Source organism: Comamonas sp. E6, from assembly GCF_001010305.1.
GTDB lineage: Bacteria > Pseudomonadota > Gammaproteobacteria > Burkholderiales > Burkholderiaceae_C > Comamonas > Comamonas thiooxydans.
In genome coordinates this window covers 209,011-227,253 of record NZ_BBXH01000005.1, presented here as the reverse complement: position 1 = coordinate 227,253, position 18,243 = coordinate 209,011, and the positions used below count along the sequence as shown (strand labels likewise).

The 18,243-nt window shown below is 62.0% G+C and carries 17 protein-coding genes; 9 read left to right on the top strand and 8 right to left on the bottom strand.

What is annotated here, in order from left to right; all coding sequences use genetic code 11:
* Positions 1 to 9: 9 nt before the first annotated feature.
* Positions 10 to 837: an MBL fold metallo-hydrolase gene (locus CSE6_RS02060; protein ID WP_059439788.1), complete on the top strand. Its 828-nt coding sequence runs from the start codon at positions 10 to 12 to the stop codon at positions 835 to 837.
* Here the strand turns inward: CSE6_RS02060 and CSE6_RS02055 are convergent.
* From CSE6_RS02055 to CSE6_RS02035, 5 genes are all read right to left on the bottom strand, one after another.
* Positions 801 to 1,433 carry a sulfite oxidase heme-binding subunit YedZ gene (locus CSE6_RS02055; protein WP_034390601.1) on the bottom strand — a complete coding sequence of 211 codons (633 nt, stop codon included), beginning with the start codon at positions 1,431 to 1,433 and terminating at the stop codon, positions 801 to 803. The two genes, CSE6_RS02060 and CSE6_RS02055, sit on opposite strands and share 37 nt — an antisense overlap.
* Complete coding sequence (gene msrP / locus CSE6_RS02050; RefSeq protein WP_059439787.1) at positions 1,433 to 2,425, bottom strand: protein-methionine-sulfoxide reductase catalytic subunit MsrP; 993 nt, start codon at positions 2,423 to 2,425, stop codon at positions 1,433 to 1,435. Before msrP ends, CSE6_RS02055 begins: the two co-directional genes overlap by 1 nt.
* A 194-nt stretch (positions 2,426 to 2,619) precedes the next feature.
* On the bottom strand, positions 2,620 to 3,954 hold the full coding sequence (ccsB, locus tag CSE6_RS02045; protein ID WP_003058739.1) for a c-type cytochrome biogenesis protein CcsB: 1,335 nt from the start codon (positions 3,952 to 3,954) through the stop codon (positions 2,620 to 2,622).
* Positions 3,951 to 6,131: a cytochrome c biogenesis protein ResB gene (locus tag CSE6_RS02040; protein ID WP_034390597.1), complete on the bottom strand. Its 2,181-nt coding sequence runs from the start codon at positions 6,129 to 6,131 to the stop codon at positions 3,951 to 3,953. The genes ccsB and CSE6_RS02040 overlap by 4 nt, the downstream gene beginning before the upstream one ends.
* 130 nt (positions 6,132 to 6,261) lie before the next feature.
* Complete coding sequence (locus CSE6_RS02035) at positions 6,262 to 6,885, bottom strand: c-type cytochrome (protein ID WP_034357400.1); 624 nt, start codon at positions 6,883 to 6,885, stop codon at positions 6,262 to 6,264.
* Positions 6,886 to 6,962: 77 nt separating this feature from the next.
* Here CSE6_RS02035 and yihA point away from each other — a divergent pair, with 77 nt between their 5' ends.
* Both yihA and CSE6_RS02025 read left to right on the top strand, forming a co-directional pair.
* Complete coding sequence (yihA, locus tag CSE6_RS02030) at positions 6,963 to 7,703, top strand: ribosome biogenesis GTP-binding protein YihA/YsxC (protein WP_034357397.1); 741 nt, start codon at positions 6,963 to 6,965, stop codon at positions 7,701 to 7,703.
* Positions 7,704 to 7,747: 44 nt separating this feature from the next.
* Entirely contained in the window at positions 7,748 to 8,665 is a 918-nt protein-coding gene (locus tag CSE6_RS02025) for an alpha/beta fold hydrolase (RefSeq protein ID WP_059439786.1), read from the top strand.
* Between the two features lie 50 nt (positions 8,666 to 8,715).
* On the opposite strand, the gene CSE6_RS02020 is transcribed toward CSE6_RS02025, so the two are convergent.
* Both CSE6_RS02020 and CSE6_RS02015 read right to left on the bottom strand, forming a co-directional pair.
* Positions 8,716 to 9,597, bottom strand: a complete 882-nt coding sequence (locus CSE6_RS02020; protein ID WP_034357393.1) for a lysophospholipid acyltransferase family protein — start codon at positions 9,595 to 9,597, stop codon at positions 8,716 to 8,718.
* Positions 9,594 to 10,445 (bottom strand): lysophospholipid acyltransferase family protein, encoded by an 852-nt coding sequence (locus tag CSE6_RS02015; protein WP_034357391.1) that lies wholly within the window; start codon positions 10,443 to 10,445, stop codon positions 9,594 to 9,596. The genes CSE6_RS02020 and CSE6_RS02015 overlap by 4 nt, the downstream gene beginning before the upstream one ends.
* Before the next feature lie 126 nt (positions 10,446 to 10,571).
* On the opposite strand from CSE6_RS02015, the gene metK reads away from it, so the two are divergent.
* Entirely contained in the window at positions 10,572 to 11,759 is a 1,188-nt protein-coding gene (gene metK, locus CSE6_RS02010; RefSeq protein WP_034357390.1) for a methionine adenosyltransferase, read from the top strand.
* 189 nt (positions 11,760 to 11,948) lie between these two features.
* Positions 11,949 to 12,122, top strand: a complete 174-nt coding sequence (locus tag CSE6_RS02005) for a DUF1328 domain-containing protein (RefSeq protein ID WP_034357389.1) — start codon at positions 11,949 to 11,951, stop codon at positions 12,120 to 12,122.
* 65 nt (positions 12,123 to 12,187) lie between these two features.
* Here CSE6_RS02005 and CSE6_RS02000 read toward each other — a convergent pair whose 3' ends face one another.
* A complete protein-coding gene (locus CSE6_RS02000; RefSeq protein WP_034357388.1) occupies positions 12,188 to 12,871 on the bottom strand; it encodes an NUDIX domain-containing protein in 684 nt (227 codons plus the stop codon).
* Positions 12,872 to 12,993: 122 nt separating this feature from the next.
* On the opposite strand from CSE6_RS02000, the gene CSE6_RS01995 reads away from it, so the two are divergent.
* From CSE6_RS01995 to CSE6_RS01980, 4 genes are all read left to right on the top strand, one after another.
* Positions 12,994 to 13,842, top strand: coding sequence for a cysteine hydrolase (locus tag CSE6_RS01995; RefSeq protein WP_059439785.1), 849 nt, complete (start codon positions 12,994 to 12,996; stop codon positions 13,840 to 13,842).
* Positions 13,843 to 13,909: 67 nt separating this feature from the next.
* Positions 13,910 to 15,115: a nicotinate phosphoribosyltransferase gene (gene pncB / locus CSE6_RS01990; protein WP_034409050.1), complete on the top strand. Its 1,206-nt coding sequence runs from the start codon at positions 13,910 to 13,912 to the stop codon at positions 15,113 to 15,115.
* 16 nt (positions 15,116 to 15,131) lie between these two features.
* Positions 15,132 to 16,835, top strand: coding sequence for an NAD+ synthase (locus CSE6_RS01985; RefSeq protein WP_059439784.1), 1,704 nt, complete (start codon positions 15,132 to 15,134; stop codon positions 16,833 to 16,835).
* Positions 16,836 to 17,052: 217 nt separating this feature from the next.
* On the top strand, positions 17,053 to 18,213 hold the full coding sequence (locus tag CSE6_RS01980) for a bifunctional nicotinamide-nucleotide adenylyltransferase/Nudix hydroxylase (RefSeq protein ID WP_052052681.1): 1,161 nt from the start codon (positions 17,053 to 17,055) through the stop codon (positions 18,211 to 18,213).
* Positions 18,214 to 18,243 lie beyond the last annotated feature (30 nt).

The window sequence follows — 18,243 nt, the reverse complement described above, 5'->3', positions numbered from 1 at the left end:
CAAACTGCCATGTCCATTGAGCTCTATCGCGACAAAAACCACGTCTGTCTGATGTTCACCGACCTCATCGAGGAGGACGGTCAGGCGATTCAGGCCAACCAGTTCCTGATCGTGGACAACGGCACGGGCGCCATCATTGATCCCGGTGGCAACCTGGCTTTCAACGAGCTGTTCATGGGCATGTCGCGACATTTCCCGCCGCAAAAGCTCGCCTATCTGATTGCCTCACATGCCGACCCGGACATCATCGCCTCGCTGGATCGCTGGATGAGCAGCACGCGCGCACAACTGGTTATCTCGCGCATCTGGGAGCGCTTTGCACCGCACTTCACCAAGGTGGGCAAAACGGAAAACCGCGTCATTGGCGTACCTGACTCGGGCGGACGCCTGCCTCTGGGCCACAGCGAGCTGGTGCTGCTGCCCGCGCATTTTCTCCATGCCGAGGGCAACTTCCACTTCTACGACCCGATCAGCAAGATTCTGTTCACGGGCGACCTGGGCGTCTCTCTGACCACCGGCGCAGAAGCGCAGAAGCCCGTCACCGACCTCGCCCCGCATATTGCACGCATGGAAGGCTTTCACCGCCGCTACATGGTCTCCAACAAGATTTTGAGACTATGGGTGCAGATGGCACGGCAGTTGCCCATAGACATGATTGTTCCCCAGCATGGCGCTCCCATCATGGGCAAACAGGCGATTGGCGACCTGTTCAACTGGCTCGAAGGCCTGCAATGCGGCATCGACCTGTTCGACCAGCGCGCTTACCAGCTTCCTTCGGCAGAGATCGACCCGATCTCGCGTCAGGTACGTCCGCCGCTGCGCGCCGTGGCAGGTTGATTGCTTCTGAGTGCACGCAGCACTCGCCAGCCAAGCAAGCTACCGAGAATGGCTGCATAGACGGCCACCTCGCCAAAATTGTTCTTGCCAGCGCGCATCCAGAAAAAATGCAGCAAGGCCAGCGGCACCGCCACATAGACTGCTCGGTGCAGCCATTGCCAGCGCTTGCCGCCCAGAGCCCTGAGCATGAACTTTGGCGAGGTGACGGCCAGCACCAGCAGCAGCAGCCAGGTGCTGAAACCCACCAAGATGAACGGGCGCTTGGGAATATCGGCCACGATATCGCCCCAGTCCAGCCCCATGTCGAACCAGGCATAGCAAAGCAGGTGCAGACAGGCGTAGAAGAACACATACAGGCCCAGCATGCGCCGGTAACGCACCAGCAGATTCCAGCCGCTGATCTGGCGCAGCGGCGTCACCGCCAGCACTATGCAGAGAAAACGCAGGGTCCAGTCGCCCGTGCTGCGCAGCAGGGCTTCGGCCGGATTGGCCCCCAGCCCGTCGGTGAACGCCGCATATAACAGCCATGCACAAGGCAGCAGGCACAGCATGAAGACCAGTGGCTTGGCCCAGGGCTTGAGCAACCAGGCCTGCATCAGTAGAACTTCTTCAGGTCCATGCCCGCATACAGCGACGCCACCTGATCGCCATAGCCGTTGAACAGCAGAGTCTTGCGGCGCTTGGCGAACAGCCCGCCCTCACCGATGCGCCGCTCGGTGGCCTGGCTCCAGCGCGGATGATCGACCTCGGGATTCACATTCGAATAAAAGCCGTACTCGTTGCGTGCCGCCTTGTTCCAGGCTGTGCCGGGCTCCTTGTCGGTCAGGCGGATTGCCACCAGCGACTTGGCGCTCTTGAATCCATATTTCCAGGGCACGACCAGGCGCAACGGCGCACCATTCTGGTTGGGCAGGACCTCGCCGTACATGCCGAAGGCCAGCAGCGTCAGCGGGTGCATGGCCTCATCCAGCCGCAAGCCTTCGGTATAGGGCCAGTCCAGCACGCCGCTTCTGAGCCCGGGCATCTGGGCCTTGTCGGCCAGGGTGACGAATTCCACATACTTGGCACTGGAGAGCGGCTGCACTTTCCTGAGCAGTTCGGACAGCGAGTAGCCCACCCAGGGGATGACCATGGACCAGCCCTCCACGCAGCGCAGGCGGTAGATGCGCTCTTCCATGGGCGCGAGCTTGAGCAGGCTGTCGATGTCCAGGGTCTGCGGCTTCTGCACCAGGCCTTCGATGCGCACCGTCCAGGGCCGGGTCTTGAGCGTGCCGGCATGACGCGCCGGGTCGTCCTTGTCGAGCCCGAACTCGTAGAAATTGTTGTAGCCCGTGGCGTCCTTGTAGGCCGTGGCGGCCTCTACCGTCATGGCCCCGGCAAGCTTGCTGGGCTGGCCCTTGAGAGGCGGCAGGCTGCTTCGCTCGGTCGCCGCCCATGCATTGCGGCCGGCCCAGCCGGCCAAGGTGGCGCCCGCCGCCCCCATGGCCAGGGTCTGCAGAAAGTCCCGGCGCTGCAGGTATTGGATCCGAGGCGTGATCTCGCTGCCTAGTGGATGCTCGAAGCCTTGGTTGCTGTGACGAATCAGCATAGGAATGCTCCCAAACGACAATCAAGAGTAGTGCGATTTGGAAGCCCTCAGCGTCAGCAAAGTTCCCCCGAAGTGCTTAATAAAAAAGGAGCTTCTTGCGCTTGATGATCAATGGTTTCAGATTGCTTTCAACCTGAAATCCTTATTCAATCAGCGCAAGCAGCTCCTGTTTTTTGGAGTGCTTGTTACGCGGCCTACAGCTCGCCGTAGCTGTGCAGGCCCGACAGAAACATGTTCACGCCCAGGAAGGCAAAGGTGGTGACGGCCAGACCCGCCAGTGCCCACCAGGCAGACACCGTGCCGCGCAGGCCCTTCATCAGGCGCATATGCAGCCAGGCTGCATAGTTGAGCCAGACGATCAGCGCCCAGGTTTCCTTGGGGTCCCAGCTCCAGTAGCCGCCCCAGGCCTCGGCCGCCCACAGAGCGCCGAGCACGGTGGCGATGGTGAAGAAGGCAAAGCCCACGGCGATGGCCTTGTACATCACGTCGTCCAGAATCTCGAACGAGGGCAGACGGGCCGCAATGCGCTTGCGCGAGAGCAGGATGCCGGCCACGATCAGGGCCGAGATGCCGAAGTACACCATCCAGTAGCTGCCGCCGTTCTCGGTCGCACCCTTGCGAAAGACGATGGGCTCGAAGCACAGCACCACGCCCAGCAGCCACAGCGGCGCAAGCTTGTACCACTTGGTCTCGGTGGCCTGCTGCTTGATCAGATAGGCAAACGCCACCATGGCAGACAGCGCAAACGTGCCGTAGCCTATGAAGTTGGCGGGCACATGCAGCTTCATCCACCAGCTCTTGAGAGCCGGCACCAGGGGCTGAATCTCATGGGCCTGGCGCACCAGCGTGTACCAGAGCAGAAAGCCCACGGCCGCGCTGACCACCAGCATCACAAAGCCGCCCAGGGCACGCGTGTCGTAATGCTGCTCGTAGTACAGATAGAAGATGGCCGTCATCCAGCAGAACATGACGAACACTTCATAGAGATTGCTGACGGGGATATGACCGATGTCCGGGCCCAGCAGATAGCTCTCGTACCAGCGCACCATGGTGCCGATCAGTGCCATGGCGACAGCCAGCCAGGCCAGGCGCGAGCCCAGCAGCGACATGACCGAGCGCTCGCCCTTGGCAAACACGCCTATCCAGTAGAACGCCGTGCTGATGAAGAACACCATGCTCATCCACAGGATGGCGGACTGGCTGGAGAGGAAGTACTTCAGGCCGAAGACGGTCTCCGACCGTGCCAGTTCGCCGCCATCTCCTCCCTGGTACAGACCGATGGCCATCAGCGAGAAGCCGGCCACGGTCAGCATCAGCACCGCCAGCGGGCGCCAGAACCAGCCCATCCAGATCATGGCCGGGATGGTCGCCAGCAAAATGCCCTTCTCATACACATCCATATAGGCGGCGTAGCGCTGCAGCGCATAGCCCAGGCCCACGGCCACCACGACCGCGAACAACCAGTCAAACCAGTTGCGGCGGGCGAAATAGCCTTCGTTCAGAGTCAATGTCGTGGTTGCGGTGTTCATACAGAACCTCCGGGAGTCTTCTTTTGTAAGGGCTTGGCCCCGATCAGCTTGTCGGCCAGCATGACGAACTCGCGGTCGCCATCCATGGTCTTGCGGTTGGTGGACAAGGCCATGTTCGCATGGCTGCCATCATTCGCAGGGGTCAGCCAGATCCAGATGCGGCGGTCACGCACGTACAGCATGGCAAAAACGCCGATGATCAGGAAGAGGCAACCCAGGTAAACAATGTTTTTACCAGGGGCACGCGCCACCTGAAACACGCTGGCCTGGACCTGCTTGAAGTCCTGCAGCATGAAGACCACGGGCGCCGGGTAGAACTGCGCGTCGCTGAGCGAGAACACCGATTGCGTCATGAAGGCCTGGGTCTTCTCGTCGTTCTCGAAAGGCTTGAGCCCTGCCTGCTGGCGCACCTGCTGGGCCAGCTCGAACAGCACGCCGTTGAGAATCCGCACCAGCACCTCGCCGGCGCGCTCGCGCTCGGCCTCGGGCACATTGCTGTCCATGAAGTCCGATATCGCCTGCAGGCCACCGAGCTGACGGCCATCGGGAGCCTTGAGCTTGACGTCCTGACCGGCAAACAGCTCCAGCGCCTTGAGAGCGGACTGCGTCAGCGGCTCGGCCAGCTCGGGTTTGGAGACATCGACCGCCCGCTGCACATAGGCGCGCGCCGCCTTCTCGGCCTGGGCCTTGTTCTGCATGGCCTGACGCAGCTGCATGAAGGTGTTCATCGTGCCTTCAGGATCGGCAGGCACGCGCAGATAGCGCATCTGGTCGGCCTGATTCTCACGCACGCCAAGCAGGAAGACGGGCTGGCCCTCGCCCGTGTCAACGGGCAGCATATAGTTCTGGAACTCGCGCGCCTGACCCGAGGCATCGCGCAGCTTGTAGCCCACGCTGGGGCCGATATTGCGCAAATCCTTTTTGTCCGTGGTCTTGTGGGCAGCGCCCAGACGCTCGTCGATGGCCTGCTTCAGATCGACCTTGCGCACATCGGTGCCGGCACCGCCCTTGTCCTGGCCGCCGAAGTTCTCCACATTGATGGTGCGCAGCGCCGTGTACTCCAGCGTCACCTTGTCCTGCTGGCCATCGGCCAGCTTGCGCACGAACTCGGTGGAGTTGCCGATCACGCCCTCCACGTCGAAAGGCTGGGAGACGCCGTCCATGGGCACGGCATGCAGCTTGACGCTGGAGCCGCCGTCATCGAAGCTGCTCTGGTAGATCTCTATGCCTTTGTAGCTGGCCGGATGGTTCACTTCCACGCGCTTTTCCAGCTTCTCGCCGGTGGCTCGGTCGTGGATGACGATATCGCTGGCGAACAGCTTGGGCATGCCGGTGGAGTAGTACTCCACGATGAATTTCTTGAGTTCCACCGAAAATGGCAGATCTTGCAGCAAGATGCCATCCGATTGATTCAGGATCGCAGTACCGGACTGCGTGCCTTCGGACACCATGAGGTTGCCGCGGAAGGTCGGATTCTTGATCGACAGACGATGCTCGGGCGCCACGTCCGAGATCATGCCGCCGCCGGTATAAGGCGTTTTGCCGCCCAGCAGCATCTGGGCCCGCACGATGAGATCGCCGTCAAACAGCCCGCCAATGCAGATCAGCACGATGGCGCAATGCGCGGCGATATAGCCCAGCTTGTTGGCCGCACCTGCCTTGGCTGCCAGCATCCAGCCGGTACCGGGCCCGGCCGCCGTGTCGCGCTGCTGCATCTTGACCTTCCAGCCGCCAGACACCAGTTGCTGGCCGATGCGCTTGGCCGCCTCTTCGGTGCTGCCAGCCACATCCGCCTCGGCGCGATGGTGGAAGGCCTTGAGGCTTTGCTCGCGGAGGTTCTCCTTGTAGTTGCGGATGTCGGCCAGATATTTGGGAGCATGGCGGCTCACGCACAGCGAGGTGCTGATGACCAGGAAGGCCAGAATCAGCAGAAACCACCAGGCGCTGTAGACCGCATTGAGCTTCAGCGCCAGAAACAGCTGCGCCCAGAAGGGACCGAACTGGTTGACATAGTTGACCAGCGGTTCATGTTGCTTGAGCACCGTGCCGATGACCGATGCGATGCAGATCACTGTGAGCAGTGAAATCGCAAAGCGCATGGAGGCCAGCAACTCCAGAGTCGCGCGCACTGCCTGTGAGCGAGAGGAGTCACGATCGCGAAGTGGAAGGTCTGACATGAGGATGAGATAGAGCCGAACGCAAAAAGGCGGGCCATCTGCTGAACTAGCCGATGGGCCCGCCTGACTTGGGGGGTGCCAGATGCCTGAAAGTTCCCGGAGTCACCCGCGCATCTGATGAAAAGGATTTTTAACGCAAGCCAGCTATATAGTCTGCCACGGCCTTGATTTCGCGATCATTAAGCTTGGCAGCAACCTGGGCCATGGGAATGCTATTGCTGCGCTTGCCGTCGCGGAAGTCCGTCAACGACTTCACGGTGTATTCCGCATGCTGACCCGACAGACGCGGGTACTGGGCCGGAATGCCGGAGCCGTTGGGGCTGTGGCAGCTCGCACAGGCGGCAATCTGGCGCTCCTGAATGCCACCGCGGTAAATGCGTTCACCCAGGGCGATGGAGTCCTTGTCCTTGGAGAAACCGTTCTTGGGTGCCTGGGTATGCAGCCAGGCCGCAATGTTCTGCATATCGCCATCGCTGAGCGTGGCAGCGAAGCCCTTCATCACCGGGTCGTTGCGCTTGCCATCCTTGAACTCGCGCAGCTGCTTGACCAGATACTCGGGGTGCTGGCCGGCCAGCTTGGGCTGCAGGGGAATGGTGGAATTGCCGTCTGCGGCGTGACAGGCGGCGCAAACCGCCCCATAACTGGCTTGCCCTTTGGCAGCATCCGCCTTCACAGGTGTTTCTCCCGCCGAAAATGCGGGGAAGGCAGGTGCTGCGAAAATGGCAGCAGTCAGCAAAGAGGCAAGCAACTTCATATCAAGGGGCTGGGTCTATTGTTGAGAGCGCGAATCCGTCAAATTCTACAATGGGCCTCCCTGAAATAGTTACCGTCATGACCCATGCTTCCCCGGATACCACTGCCGGAAAAACACTTTCTTTGATCGACAGCAAGCTTGCGATGGGCTGGATGCACACCGCGCGCTTTTTCACGACCGCGGCCCAGCTCAACCAGCTGCCCAAGGTCGACGTTCCCGAGATTGCCTTCGTTGGCCGCTCCAACGCCGGCAAGTCCACCGCCATCAATACGCTGACCCAGCAAAAGCAGCTGGCTTTCGCTTCCAAGAAGCCCGGCCGTACCCAGCACATCAACCTGTTTGCGCTGGGCAAGCAGGGCGTGACCGACGCCGTGCTGGCCGACCTGCCCGGCTATGGCTACGCTGCCGTCTCCCGCACCGACAAGGAGCGCTGGCAGCGCGTCATGCTCAACTATCTGATGAGCCGCGAAAGCCTCTCCGCCGTGGTGCTGCTGTGCGACCCGCGCCTGGGCCTGACCGAACTCGACGAAGCCCTGCTGGATGCCATCCGCCCACGCGTGGAGCAAGGCCTGAAGTTCCTCATCGTGCTGACCAAGGCCGACAAGCTGACCCGCGCCGAGCAGGCCAAGATCCTGTCCATCACCAAGCTCAATGCGGGCGGTGGCGAGGTGCGTCTGTTCTCTGCCCTCAAAAAGCAGGGCGTGGACGATGTGGCCCAGTTGCTGTGGCACTGGTGCCACCCCGAGGGGTTGCCCCAGGCGGCTCCCGTCACCCAAGCGACGCCCGCAGACGAGACACCTGCGCAAAATCAGCCATAGGCGCTTATCTTGCAAGCGCCAGAAGCTACAAAAAGGAGAGCTTCATGGTCACGACTTGCATGCATACCCTGTCCACAGGGGTTGAACTGGAATGCCGCACCAGCGGCGAGCCGGGTCAGCCCCTGTTGCTGTTTCTGCACGGTTTCCCCGAAGGCGCTTTCATCTGGGATGGGCTGCTTGAGCAATTCGGCAGCCGCTACCGCTGCGTGGCACCCAATCTGCGCGGCTATGGCCGCTCCAGCCAACCCACGTCCATCAGCGACTACCGTGCCAAATACCTGGTGGAGGACCTTGCCGCCCTGATTGCGCTGGAGAGTCGTGACAAGCGCGCTGCCTGCGTGATTGCCCATGATTGGGGCGGTGCCGTGGCCTGGGGCCTGGCCAACCGCTATCCCCAGCAGCTTGAGCGGCTGCTCATACTCAACTCCCCGCATCCCGGCAGCTTCTTGCGGGAGCTGCAGTCCAATCCCGTGCAGCAGTCCGCCAGCCAGTACATGCATTTTCTGCGCCGGCCCGACGCCCCCGAGCTGCTGGCCGAAAACGGCTGGCAGCGCATGCTGGGATTCTTTCAGAACCCCGACGGCAGCATGCCCGCATGGCTGACGCCCGAGCGTCAGCAGCAATACCGCGAGCATTGGGATCTGGGCGTGCACGGCGCCTGCATGTTCTACGCGGCCAGCCCGCTGGTGCCGCCCCGACCCGGCGGCAGCGCCGATGAGCTGCAGGACATTCGCGAGCTCAGCCTGCCCGATGAAATGCTGCACATCCCTGTGCCGGTGCGCATTCTCTGGGGCGATAGCGACCTGGCACTGCAGCCCGCCCTGCTGCATGGGCTGGAGCGATGGGTGCCTCAGCTGGAGATAGAGCATCTCCGGGGCTGCAGCCACTGGGTGGTCCACGAGAGGCCGGAGGCCGTGCAGCGCGCTCTGGCGGAGTTTCTTACAGCGCCAGCTCGCTCCTGAAAAGGAAGCCTCTGGCGCCCATGCCATCAGGCATGGAAACGATTTAACGTCTATTTCCCGGAGTACAGCGATGGCTCGCCATCGGGGCGCGTCTTGAAGCGTTTGTGCACCCAGTAATACTGCGGCACCATGGTCATGATGGCGGCCTGCAGCTCGCGGTTCATGCGGGCGGTGTCGGCCACATGGTCGTCAGTCGGGAAGTTCTCCCAGGCCGGCGTCAGCTCGGCCACATAGCCTTCAGGCGTCATGCGGTTGTAGAGCGCCACCACCTTGGCCTTGCCCAGACGCGCAAAGCGCGAAAGCGAGGGAATCGTGGCCGTGTTTTCCACCGCAAAAAAGGGCACGAACACCGAATCGTTCTTGCCATAGTCCATATCGGGCAGCAGATACAGCAGCCCGCCCTTGCGCAGGCACTGGATGATGGGCTTGACGCCATCGGCACGATTGAGCATCTTCACATTGCCGAAGCGCTGACGGCCATTCATGAACCAGGCATCCAGGTCCGGATCGGGATTGGTGGCAAAGATGGAGGTGAACTCGCGCTCGGTATTGAGCGGCAGGGCCAGGCCACCGGCATCCATGCTGTAGAAATGCGGTGCGAAGACGATGGTGGGCGTATCGCCCTCCAGTTCATGCGTGGCCCCGACCAGCTTGACGCGGCTGCGCACCAGCTCCTCGGAGCCGAACCACAACCAGCTTCTGTCGAGAAAAGTCTGGCAAAAGACCTCAAAAGACTCTTTCGCCCAGGCTTTGCGCTGCGCCTCAGGCACATCGGGAAAGCACAGCTCGAAATTGCGCAGCGCGATGCGCCGGCGCTGGCCCGCCACCACAAACAGCACACGCCCCACAAACTTGCCCAGGCCACGTAGCACGGGTAGGGGCAGCTTGGCCAGCACATGCATGAAGCCGATGGCGATCTTGCTGGCGCTCATGCCTTCTCCCCCGAGAGTTGCTTGTCTTCACGCGGCTGCTTGTAGCGGCCATAGCCCCACAGGTATTGCTGCGGAGACTGACGAATGGTGGTTTCCATGGCGTGATTGATCAGCGCCACGGTGGCTTCCAGCGATTGAGATTCGGGCACAGGCAATTCCTCTAGATACAGCGTGTAGCCCCGCCCCCAGGACTTGCGCTCGCACCGCGCCACGATGACCGTGGCCCCGGTTTGCAGCACCAGACGTGCCGCCAATGTCATCGTATACGCATCACGGCCGAAAAAAGGCGACCAGATGCCCAGACCGTTGGGCGGCACCTGATCAGGCAGCAGCCCCACAGCCGCCCCCTGGCGCAGCGCCTTGATCATCTGACGCACACCCGCGAGGGTGGTGGGAACGGCCTGAACGCCAGGACGATTGCGCGCGGTTTCCAGAATTTCGGCCAGCCAGCCCTGGCGTGCGGGGCGGTAAAGCACGGTGATTGCGCCATGCCGATCCGACCAGCGCCGCGCCGCGGCCTGCACGGACATCTCGAAGCAACCCAGATGTGGCGTAAGAAACACAATGCCCTTGCCACGCGCATAGGCCTGCTCGGCCACGGCTCCATTGACGATATCGCAATCCGGCAACTGGCCCAGCCAGATACGCGGCATCTCGAACACCATGCGACCCGCATGTCCCACCGCAGCCCTGACCTGGGCAAATGCATAGCCAGCCTGGGCGGCGTTGGCCGCAAATCGGCGCCGATAGGTGGGAGATAGCGCCCAGGTCACCCACCCCATGGCAGCGCCAAGGCCATGCAATAGCCATAAAGGCAGTGCAGCAAACAGTCGAAACAGGGAAGGCATTAGAATAGCGGGGTCGCTGAGTTAAAGAGCAACTTGCAGGGCGACGTAAAAACAAAACTGCTAAAGCGTTCGCCAGACTTCGAAGCTCGGGCAACGCAATTGCCCAAGCTACAAGGAGTTATATCAATGGCGAACAGCGATTTTCTGTTTACCTCGGAATCGGTTTCTGAAGGCCACCCCGACAAGGTTGCCGACCAGATCTCTGACGCGATTCTGGACGCTATTTTCACCCAAGACCCGCACAGCCGCGTGGCTGCCGAGACACTGACCAACACCGGTCTGGTGGTATTGGCCGGTGAAATCACCACCGGTGCGAATGTGGACTACATCCAGGTCGCACGCGACACCATCAAGCGCATCGGCTACGACAACACCGAATACGGCATCGACTACAAGGGTTGCTCGGTACTCGTCGCCTACGACAAGCAAAGCCAGGACATCGCCCAGGGCGTGGACAAGGCCAGCGATGACGAGCTGAATACCGGCGCTGGCGACCAGGGCCTGATGTTCGGCTACGCCTGCGACGAAACACCCGAGCTGATGCCGGCGCCCATCTATTACGCGCACCGCCTGATGGAACGCCAGGCCCAGCTGCGCAAGGATGGCCGTCTGCCTTTCCTGCGCCCCGACGCCAAGAGCCAGGTGACCCTGCGCTATGTGGATGGCAAGCCCCACAGCATCGACACCGTGGTGCTGTCCACCCAGCACAGCCCCGATCAGTCGGAAACGGCAACCAAGATGAAGGCATCTTTCACCGAAGCCATCATTGAGGAAATCATCAAGCCCGTGCTGCCTTCGGCCTGGCTGCAAGAGACCAAGTACCTGATCAACCCCACGGGCCGCTTCGTCGTGGGTGGCCCTCAGGGTGACTGCGGCCTGACCGGCCGCAAGATCATCGTGGACACCTACGGCGGTGCCTGCCCCCATGGCGGCGGTGCCTTCTCCGGCAAGGATCCAACCAAGGTGGACCGCTCGGCCGCCTACGCCGCCCGCTATGTGGCCAAGAACGTGGTAGCCGCCGGTCTGGCGCGCCAGTGCCAGGTCCAGGTCGCTTACGCCATCGGCGTGGCCCGCCCCATGAACATCACCGTGTACACCGAAGGCACGGGCGTGATTCCCGATGCGGAAATCGCCAAGCTGGTGGCTGCGCATTTCGACCTGCGCCCCAAGGGCATCATCCAGATGCTGGATCTGCTGCGCCCCATCTACAGCAAGACTGCAGCTTACGGTCACTTCGGCCGCGAAGAGCCCGAGTTCACCTGGGAACGCACCGACAAGGCAGCCCTGCTGCGCGCCGCCGCAGGTCTGAAGTGACTCGGACACCCACTGGGCCTGAGAATCCAAGGGCTTGAGCCTTCAAGCCTCATCAAGAAGCCATCGCGAACCATTGCGGTGGCTTTTTTGTTGTCGGATCAAACCGACAAGGATTTCCCCCGAATGAGCACCGCAAGCCTGCGCCCGGCGACTTAGGCTTGAAACATCGCTTCAGACAAAGGAGTTCCGATGCTCAAGTGGGCCATTATTTTTGCCATCATCTCCCTGGTGGCCGGTGTTTTCGGCTTTACCGGCGTAGCCGCGGGCGCAGCCGGCATAGCCAAGATCCTGTTCTTTATTTTCATTGCCGTTGCCGTGATCTTCGTCATTCTGGCCCTACTGGGCATTGGCGCAGTCAGCTAACCGCCCTCCGCTGCACACCCGCCCAAATGCCTGCCTTGTGCAGGCATTTTTCATGCAGACCGGCCTCAAAGCCCTCGGGCAGTCAGCGCCAGCGTCTGGCTGAAGCCGGGCTTGGCCCGGTAAAGCTGGGCGGGCCGGTGCGCCCCGCCACCCAGCATGGCCCCAGGCACAACCTCCAGCCAGTCCATCTCGTCCATCTTGCGCCTGAAGCTGACCTTGTTCAGCGGCTCGCCCAGAATGTTTTCATAGACCTGCTGCAGCTGCGGCAGCGTGAAGGTTTCGCCGCACAGATGCACGGGCAAGGAGGAATACAGGCTTTTGCTGCGCACGCGCTCCAGGGCGGCGTCCAGGATGGCACGGTGATCGAACGGCAGTTGCGGCAGAGCCGAGAGCGGCACCACGCTGATATCGGAGCGATCGGGGGGCAGGTTCTGCACGGGCAGCAGAGCGCAATAGGCGATTGCCACCGACCAGCCGCGCGGATCACGCGCCGGGCCGCTGAAAGTGGCCAACTGCTCCAGATACGCACCTTCTATGCCCACCTTGGTTCTGAGCACGCGCGCCGCACTGGCCTTGGCGTCCGCATCCTCATCGGTATGAATGAAGCCGCCGGGCAAGGCCCACACCCCGGCAAAAGGCGCAGCCTGACGACGCAGCAGCACGGCATGCAGCTGCTGCTCCACCAGGGTCAGCAGCACCACATCCACACTCACCTGCACCGCTTCCCTGCGCTCATCGCTTTGATTCATTTTTTTACCAACTTCGTTTTTCTTGCCTGATTATTTCATATCAATCCAAAAATACTTAGTTGCAAAAATATTTTAAGTGTTTTAGACTGCAGACATTGCATCTCGCATGAAAGCTGAACACCATGAGTCATCCACAAACCCAGCTGCTCATCATTGACCCGCAAAACGACTTCTGCGATCTGCCTGCAGACTGGTGCCCCCGCTCACCAGACACTCATCAGCTGATAGCACCCAGCCTTCCGGTGACGGGCGCTCATGCCGATATGCAGCGCCTGAGCAGCTGGATGGCAGCCCAGGGAGACAAGCTGGGCCAGATCACCATCACTCTGGACTCGCATCAGGCTTATGACATTGCCCACCCCGCCTTCTGGCAGCAGCGCGATGGGCATGCCGTCCTGCCATTCACCTCGATCACGGCAGCGCAGGTCCGTGCTGGCGACTATGCACCGCGCAACGCTGCCGAACGCGAACGCACTCTGCAATACCTGGATCAGCTGGAGGCCCAGGGCAGCTACACCCTGATGGTCTGGCCGCTGCACTGCGAGATCGGCAGCTGGGGCCATGGCATGCATGCCAGCGTGCTCGCGGCCTGCCGCCAGTGGCAGCAGTTGCAGCACCGAGCCACCCGCCATGTCTTCAAGGGCATGAACCCCTGGACCGAGCATTACAGCGCCATTCGCGCCGAGGTTCCCGATCCGCAGGATGGCGAAACCGGACTCAACACTGCCCTGCTGGCCCAGTTGCGCCAGAGCAGCACCCTGGTGATCGCGGGCGAAGCCAGCAGCCACTGCGTGCGCGCCACCACCGAGCACATCGTGGAGCACTGGGAAAGCAACGACTACTCGCGCATCGTGCTGCTGACGGACTGCATGAGCCCGGTCGCCGGATTCGAGGGCGCACACCTCGACTTCCTGCAACGCATGCGTGCAACCGGTGTACGCTGCGAAACCAGCGCTAGCTTTGGCTTATGAGACAAATCAGCCTCTAGTGCCCATGGATAAAGCGCTAGCAGCTCATATTTTTGAAAAGAAGAACGGCATGAAGCCCATCATCACCAGCCTGCTGGACACCGACCTCTACAAATTCACGATGTGGCAGGCCATGCTGCACCGCCACCCCCAGACCGAGGCCGAGTACGAATTTGTCTGCCGCACGCCCACCGCCTTCCCTCTGGCCGAGCTGCTGCCCGAGGTGGAGCGCGAGCTGGACGCCCTGTGCAGTCTGCGCTTTGACCAGGGCGAGCTGGACTATCTGGCCGGCCTGCGCTTCATGAAGAGCGACTTCATCGACTTTCTGCGCATCTTCCAGTTCCAGCGTGCCTTCATCCGCGCCTGGGCCGAGGGCGACCGGCTCCATATCGTCGCCAAGGGCCCGCAAGTTCATGTGATGGGCTTCGAGATCTATGTGCTGGCCATCGTCAACGAGCTGTACTTCCGCCGCTTCGATGCCGAGGCCGCCCTGATCGAAGGCCGCAAGCGCCTGCAGGTCAAGCTGGCCCAGCTCAAGCATCTGGCTGTCGAGGCCAGGCTGCACAACCCCTTCGAGCTGTTTGACTTCGGCGTGCGCCGCCGCTTCTCGGGAGCCTGGCAGCGCGAGGTGGTACAGGCCTTTGCCCAGGAGACCGCGCAGTGGTTCAAGGGCACGTCCAACGTGCTGCTGGCTCGCGACCTGAACCTGGTGCCCATTGGCACCATGGCCCATGAGTATCTGCAGACCTATCAGGCCCTGGGCGTGCGCCTGCGCGACTTCCAGGTGGCCGCCCTCGAGGACTGGGTGCAGGAATACCGCGGCGACCTGGGTATCGCCCTGACCGATACCGTGGGCATGGACGCCTTTCTGGCCGACTTCGACATGTACTTTGCCAAGCTCTTCGACGGCCTGCGCCATGACTCCGGCGATCCCTTCGAGTGGGGCGAGAAGGCCATTGCCCACTATGAAAAGCTGCGCATTGCGCCGCAGAGCAAGCGCCTGGTGTTCTCGGACGGACTGGACCTGGACACGGCCCTGGCGCTCTACCACCGCTTTGCAGATCGCATCCAGTGCGGCTTCGGCATAGGCACGCGATTGACCAATGACATGGGACTGACCACGATCAATATCGTGATGAAGCTGACCCATGCCAATGGCCAGCCCGTAGCCAAGATTTCGGACTCGCCCGGCAAGACGCTGTGCAACGACGAGACCTATCTGGCCTATCTGCGCCAGGTCTTCAACATCCCTGAGCCTGCTGCCAAGGCCGCCTGATTCCCTGGAGAAAACCATGCTGAAAGTCACCCTCGCCCAGCTCAACTACATGGTGGGCGACATCAGCGGCAATATCCGCCGCATGAGAGAAGCCGCAACCAGGGCCGCGGCCGAACAGGCCGACCTGGTGGTGTTTTCCGAGCTGTCGCTGTGCGGCTACTACCCCGGCGACCTGCTGGACGAGCCCAGCTTTCTGCAAAGACTGGATGCAGGTCTGCAGGAGTTGCTGCAGGCCACGTGCCAGTTCCCCGATCTGCACTGGGTCGTGGGCGCGCCGACTCGACACGATGGCCCCGGCAAACCGCTGCACAACAGCCTGCTGGTGCTCAAGAACGGACAGATCCGCCTGCAGTACGACAAGCAACTGCTGCCCACCTACAACATCTTTGACGAGCGCCGCCACTTCGAGCCCGGAGCCGACACGGCCAAGGTGCTGCGCGTGGGCAACTGCCAGGTGGGCTTTCTGGTCTGCGAGGACGGCTGGAACGACCAGGGCGCCGACTACGCCACCAACCCGTTCGTGCGCATGGGCGATGCGGCCCCCGACCTGGTCATCAGCATCAACGCCAGCCCCAGCCACCTGGGCAAGCGCGAGCAGCGTCACGAGATCTTCACCCAGGCGGCGGCACGCCACAAGCTGGCCATCCTCTACATCAACCAGATCGGCGGCCAGGACCAGATCGTGTTCGACGGCGCATCGTTTGCCGTCGAGCCCGAGGCAGGACTGGTTTTTGAAGCCAGGCGCTTCGAGGAAGATGTCTGCACGCTGGAGCTGAATGCGCAGGGCCGGTTTCAGGCCTGCGACGGCACTGCCTTGCTTGCCGTGCCGACGCAAGGCCTGGCCACCATGGAGTTCTACCGTCAGCAGATCGTGCTGGGCCTGCGCGACTATGCGCGCCGCTGCGGCTTCAAGCAGGTGGTGGTGGGCAGCTCGGGCGGCATCGATTCGGCCTTGACGCTGGCTCTGGCCGTCGATGCCCTGGGAGCGGACAACGTGGTCGGCATCACCATGCCGTCGAGCTACTCCTCGGCGGGCTCGGTCGACGACTCCGTGCTGCTGTGCCGCAATCTGGGCATCAGACTCTACGAGCATCCAATCAAGGAGCTGGTCACCACCTATGCACGCCAGTTCGAGGCCAGCTTTGGCGAGCCGCTCAAGGGCCTGGCGCTGGAGAATCTGCAGGCCCGCGCACGCGGCACCACGCTGATGGAGTTTTCCAATGCCTTCGGCCATCTGCTGCTGACCACGGGCAACAAGTCCGAAGTCTCGGTGGGCTACTGCACCCTGTATGGCGACACCAACGGCGGTCTGGGCCTGCTCGGAGATCTGTACAAGACCGAGGTCTTCGAGCTGTCGCGCCATATCAACCGCCATGCTGGCCGCGAGCTGATCCCGCAGACCATCATCGACAAGCCGCCCTCGGCCGAGCTGGCTCCCGGCCAGAAGGACGAGGACAGCCTGCCGCCCTATGCCGTGCTCGACGAGATTCTCAAATGGCATATCGAGGGCCAGCATCTGTCCAGCAAGGAATATGCGCATGCCGCTGCCTTTGTGGCCAGGCTGCACACCCAGGCCGGCGGGCCCGAGACCATTGCCCGGGTGCAAAAGCTGGTGTTTCGCAGCGAATACAAGCGCCGCCAGGCTCCGCCCATGCTCAGAGTACGCCCACGGGCCTTTGGCACGGGCCGGCAGATGCCGATTGCGGCACACTACGAGTAGCAATGCCCGGCACCTGCTTGAGACTAGCTGGCAAAGCCTTGCAGCACCTTAGGTGCGGCCGAGCACCTGGCAGCCTGTCTCGAATGCCGACTTTGGCCGTACCGGGCCTGGTTAAACATTAAAAAGTGAGCTAATTTCGCTTACCCAGTAAACGTTTAGCGCGTTTTTATCCATATTTGCCCTTGTGGGCGCCGATTTCTGTACGGGTTTCGCTCTCATGCCTCAAGCCAGTCCCAACACCTCCAGCAAGCGTGTCATCGCCGCCGCACCCGAGACCCTGCCCACCTCCGTGCCCCTGCATACTGCCGTGCTGATCGGCCGCTTTCAGCCACTGCACAACGGCCATATGGCCTTGCTGCATGCCGCACTGGAGCGAGCTCGCCAGGTCGTGGTGGTACTGGGCAGCGCCTGGCAGGCCCCCAATCCCAAAAACCCGTTCAGCTGGCAGGAGCGCGCGCAGATGTTGCGCAATGCGTTATCGAAAGAGGATGCCGAGCGCGTGCGCTGCGTGCCCGTGCGCGACTATTACAACGAGCCGCTGTGGGTGCATGCCGTACGCGAAGCCGTGCAAGCCCATGTGCCCGAGGGCGCGAGCGTGGCCCTGGTCGGGCATTTCAAGGACTCCAGCAGCAGCTATCTGGCCCGCTTTCCGGGCTGGGAGCTGATCAGCCTGCCGCGCCTGGGCCAGTTCGACGCCACTCCGCTTCGCGAAATCTTCTTCGGTGAAGGCGGCGCCTCGCCCGAAACCATGGATGCCGCCCTGGCCAGGCTTTCCTCCCAGATGCCCGAGAGCACGCTGGACTTTCTGCGCCGCTGGGCCCAGACACCGCTGTATCTGCGCCTGCAAAAGGAATGGCATATGCTGCAGGACTACAAGCGGGCCTGGGCCAAGGCGCCTTATGCACCGGTGTTCGTCACCGTGGATGCGCTGCTGCGCTGCCGTGCCAAGGGCCAGGACCAGGTGTTGCTGATCCAGCGCGGCCATGCGCCGGGCCAGGGCCTCTGGGCGCTGCCCGGCGGCTTTCTCGAGCAGCGCGACAGCCTCTGGCAATCCTGCATGCGCGAGCTGCGTGAAGAAACCTGCTCCTCCATCAGCGAGGCCGATTTGCTGGCGGCCCTGCAGGCCGTGCAGGTCTTCGATCACCCGGACCGCAGCCTGCGCGGGCGTACCATTACCCATGTGCACTATCTGGATCTGGGCGTGCAGCCCAGCCTGCCTCCGGTACAGGGTGCGGACGACGCCGCCCTGGCCCGCTGGGTGCCGATTGCCGATCTGCCCCGCATGGAGGCCGAGTTCTTCGAGGACCATTTCCAGATCTTGTGCCAGTTCCTGCCCGTGACTCTGGCTCAGAGCGAGCCCGAGCGCCAGGTCGCCTGATACAACAAAACCATAGCTGCGAGCGCTTTA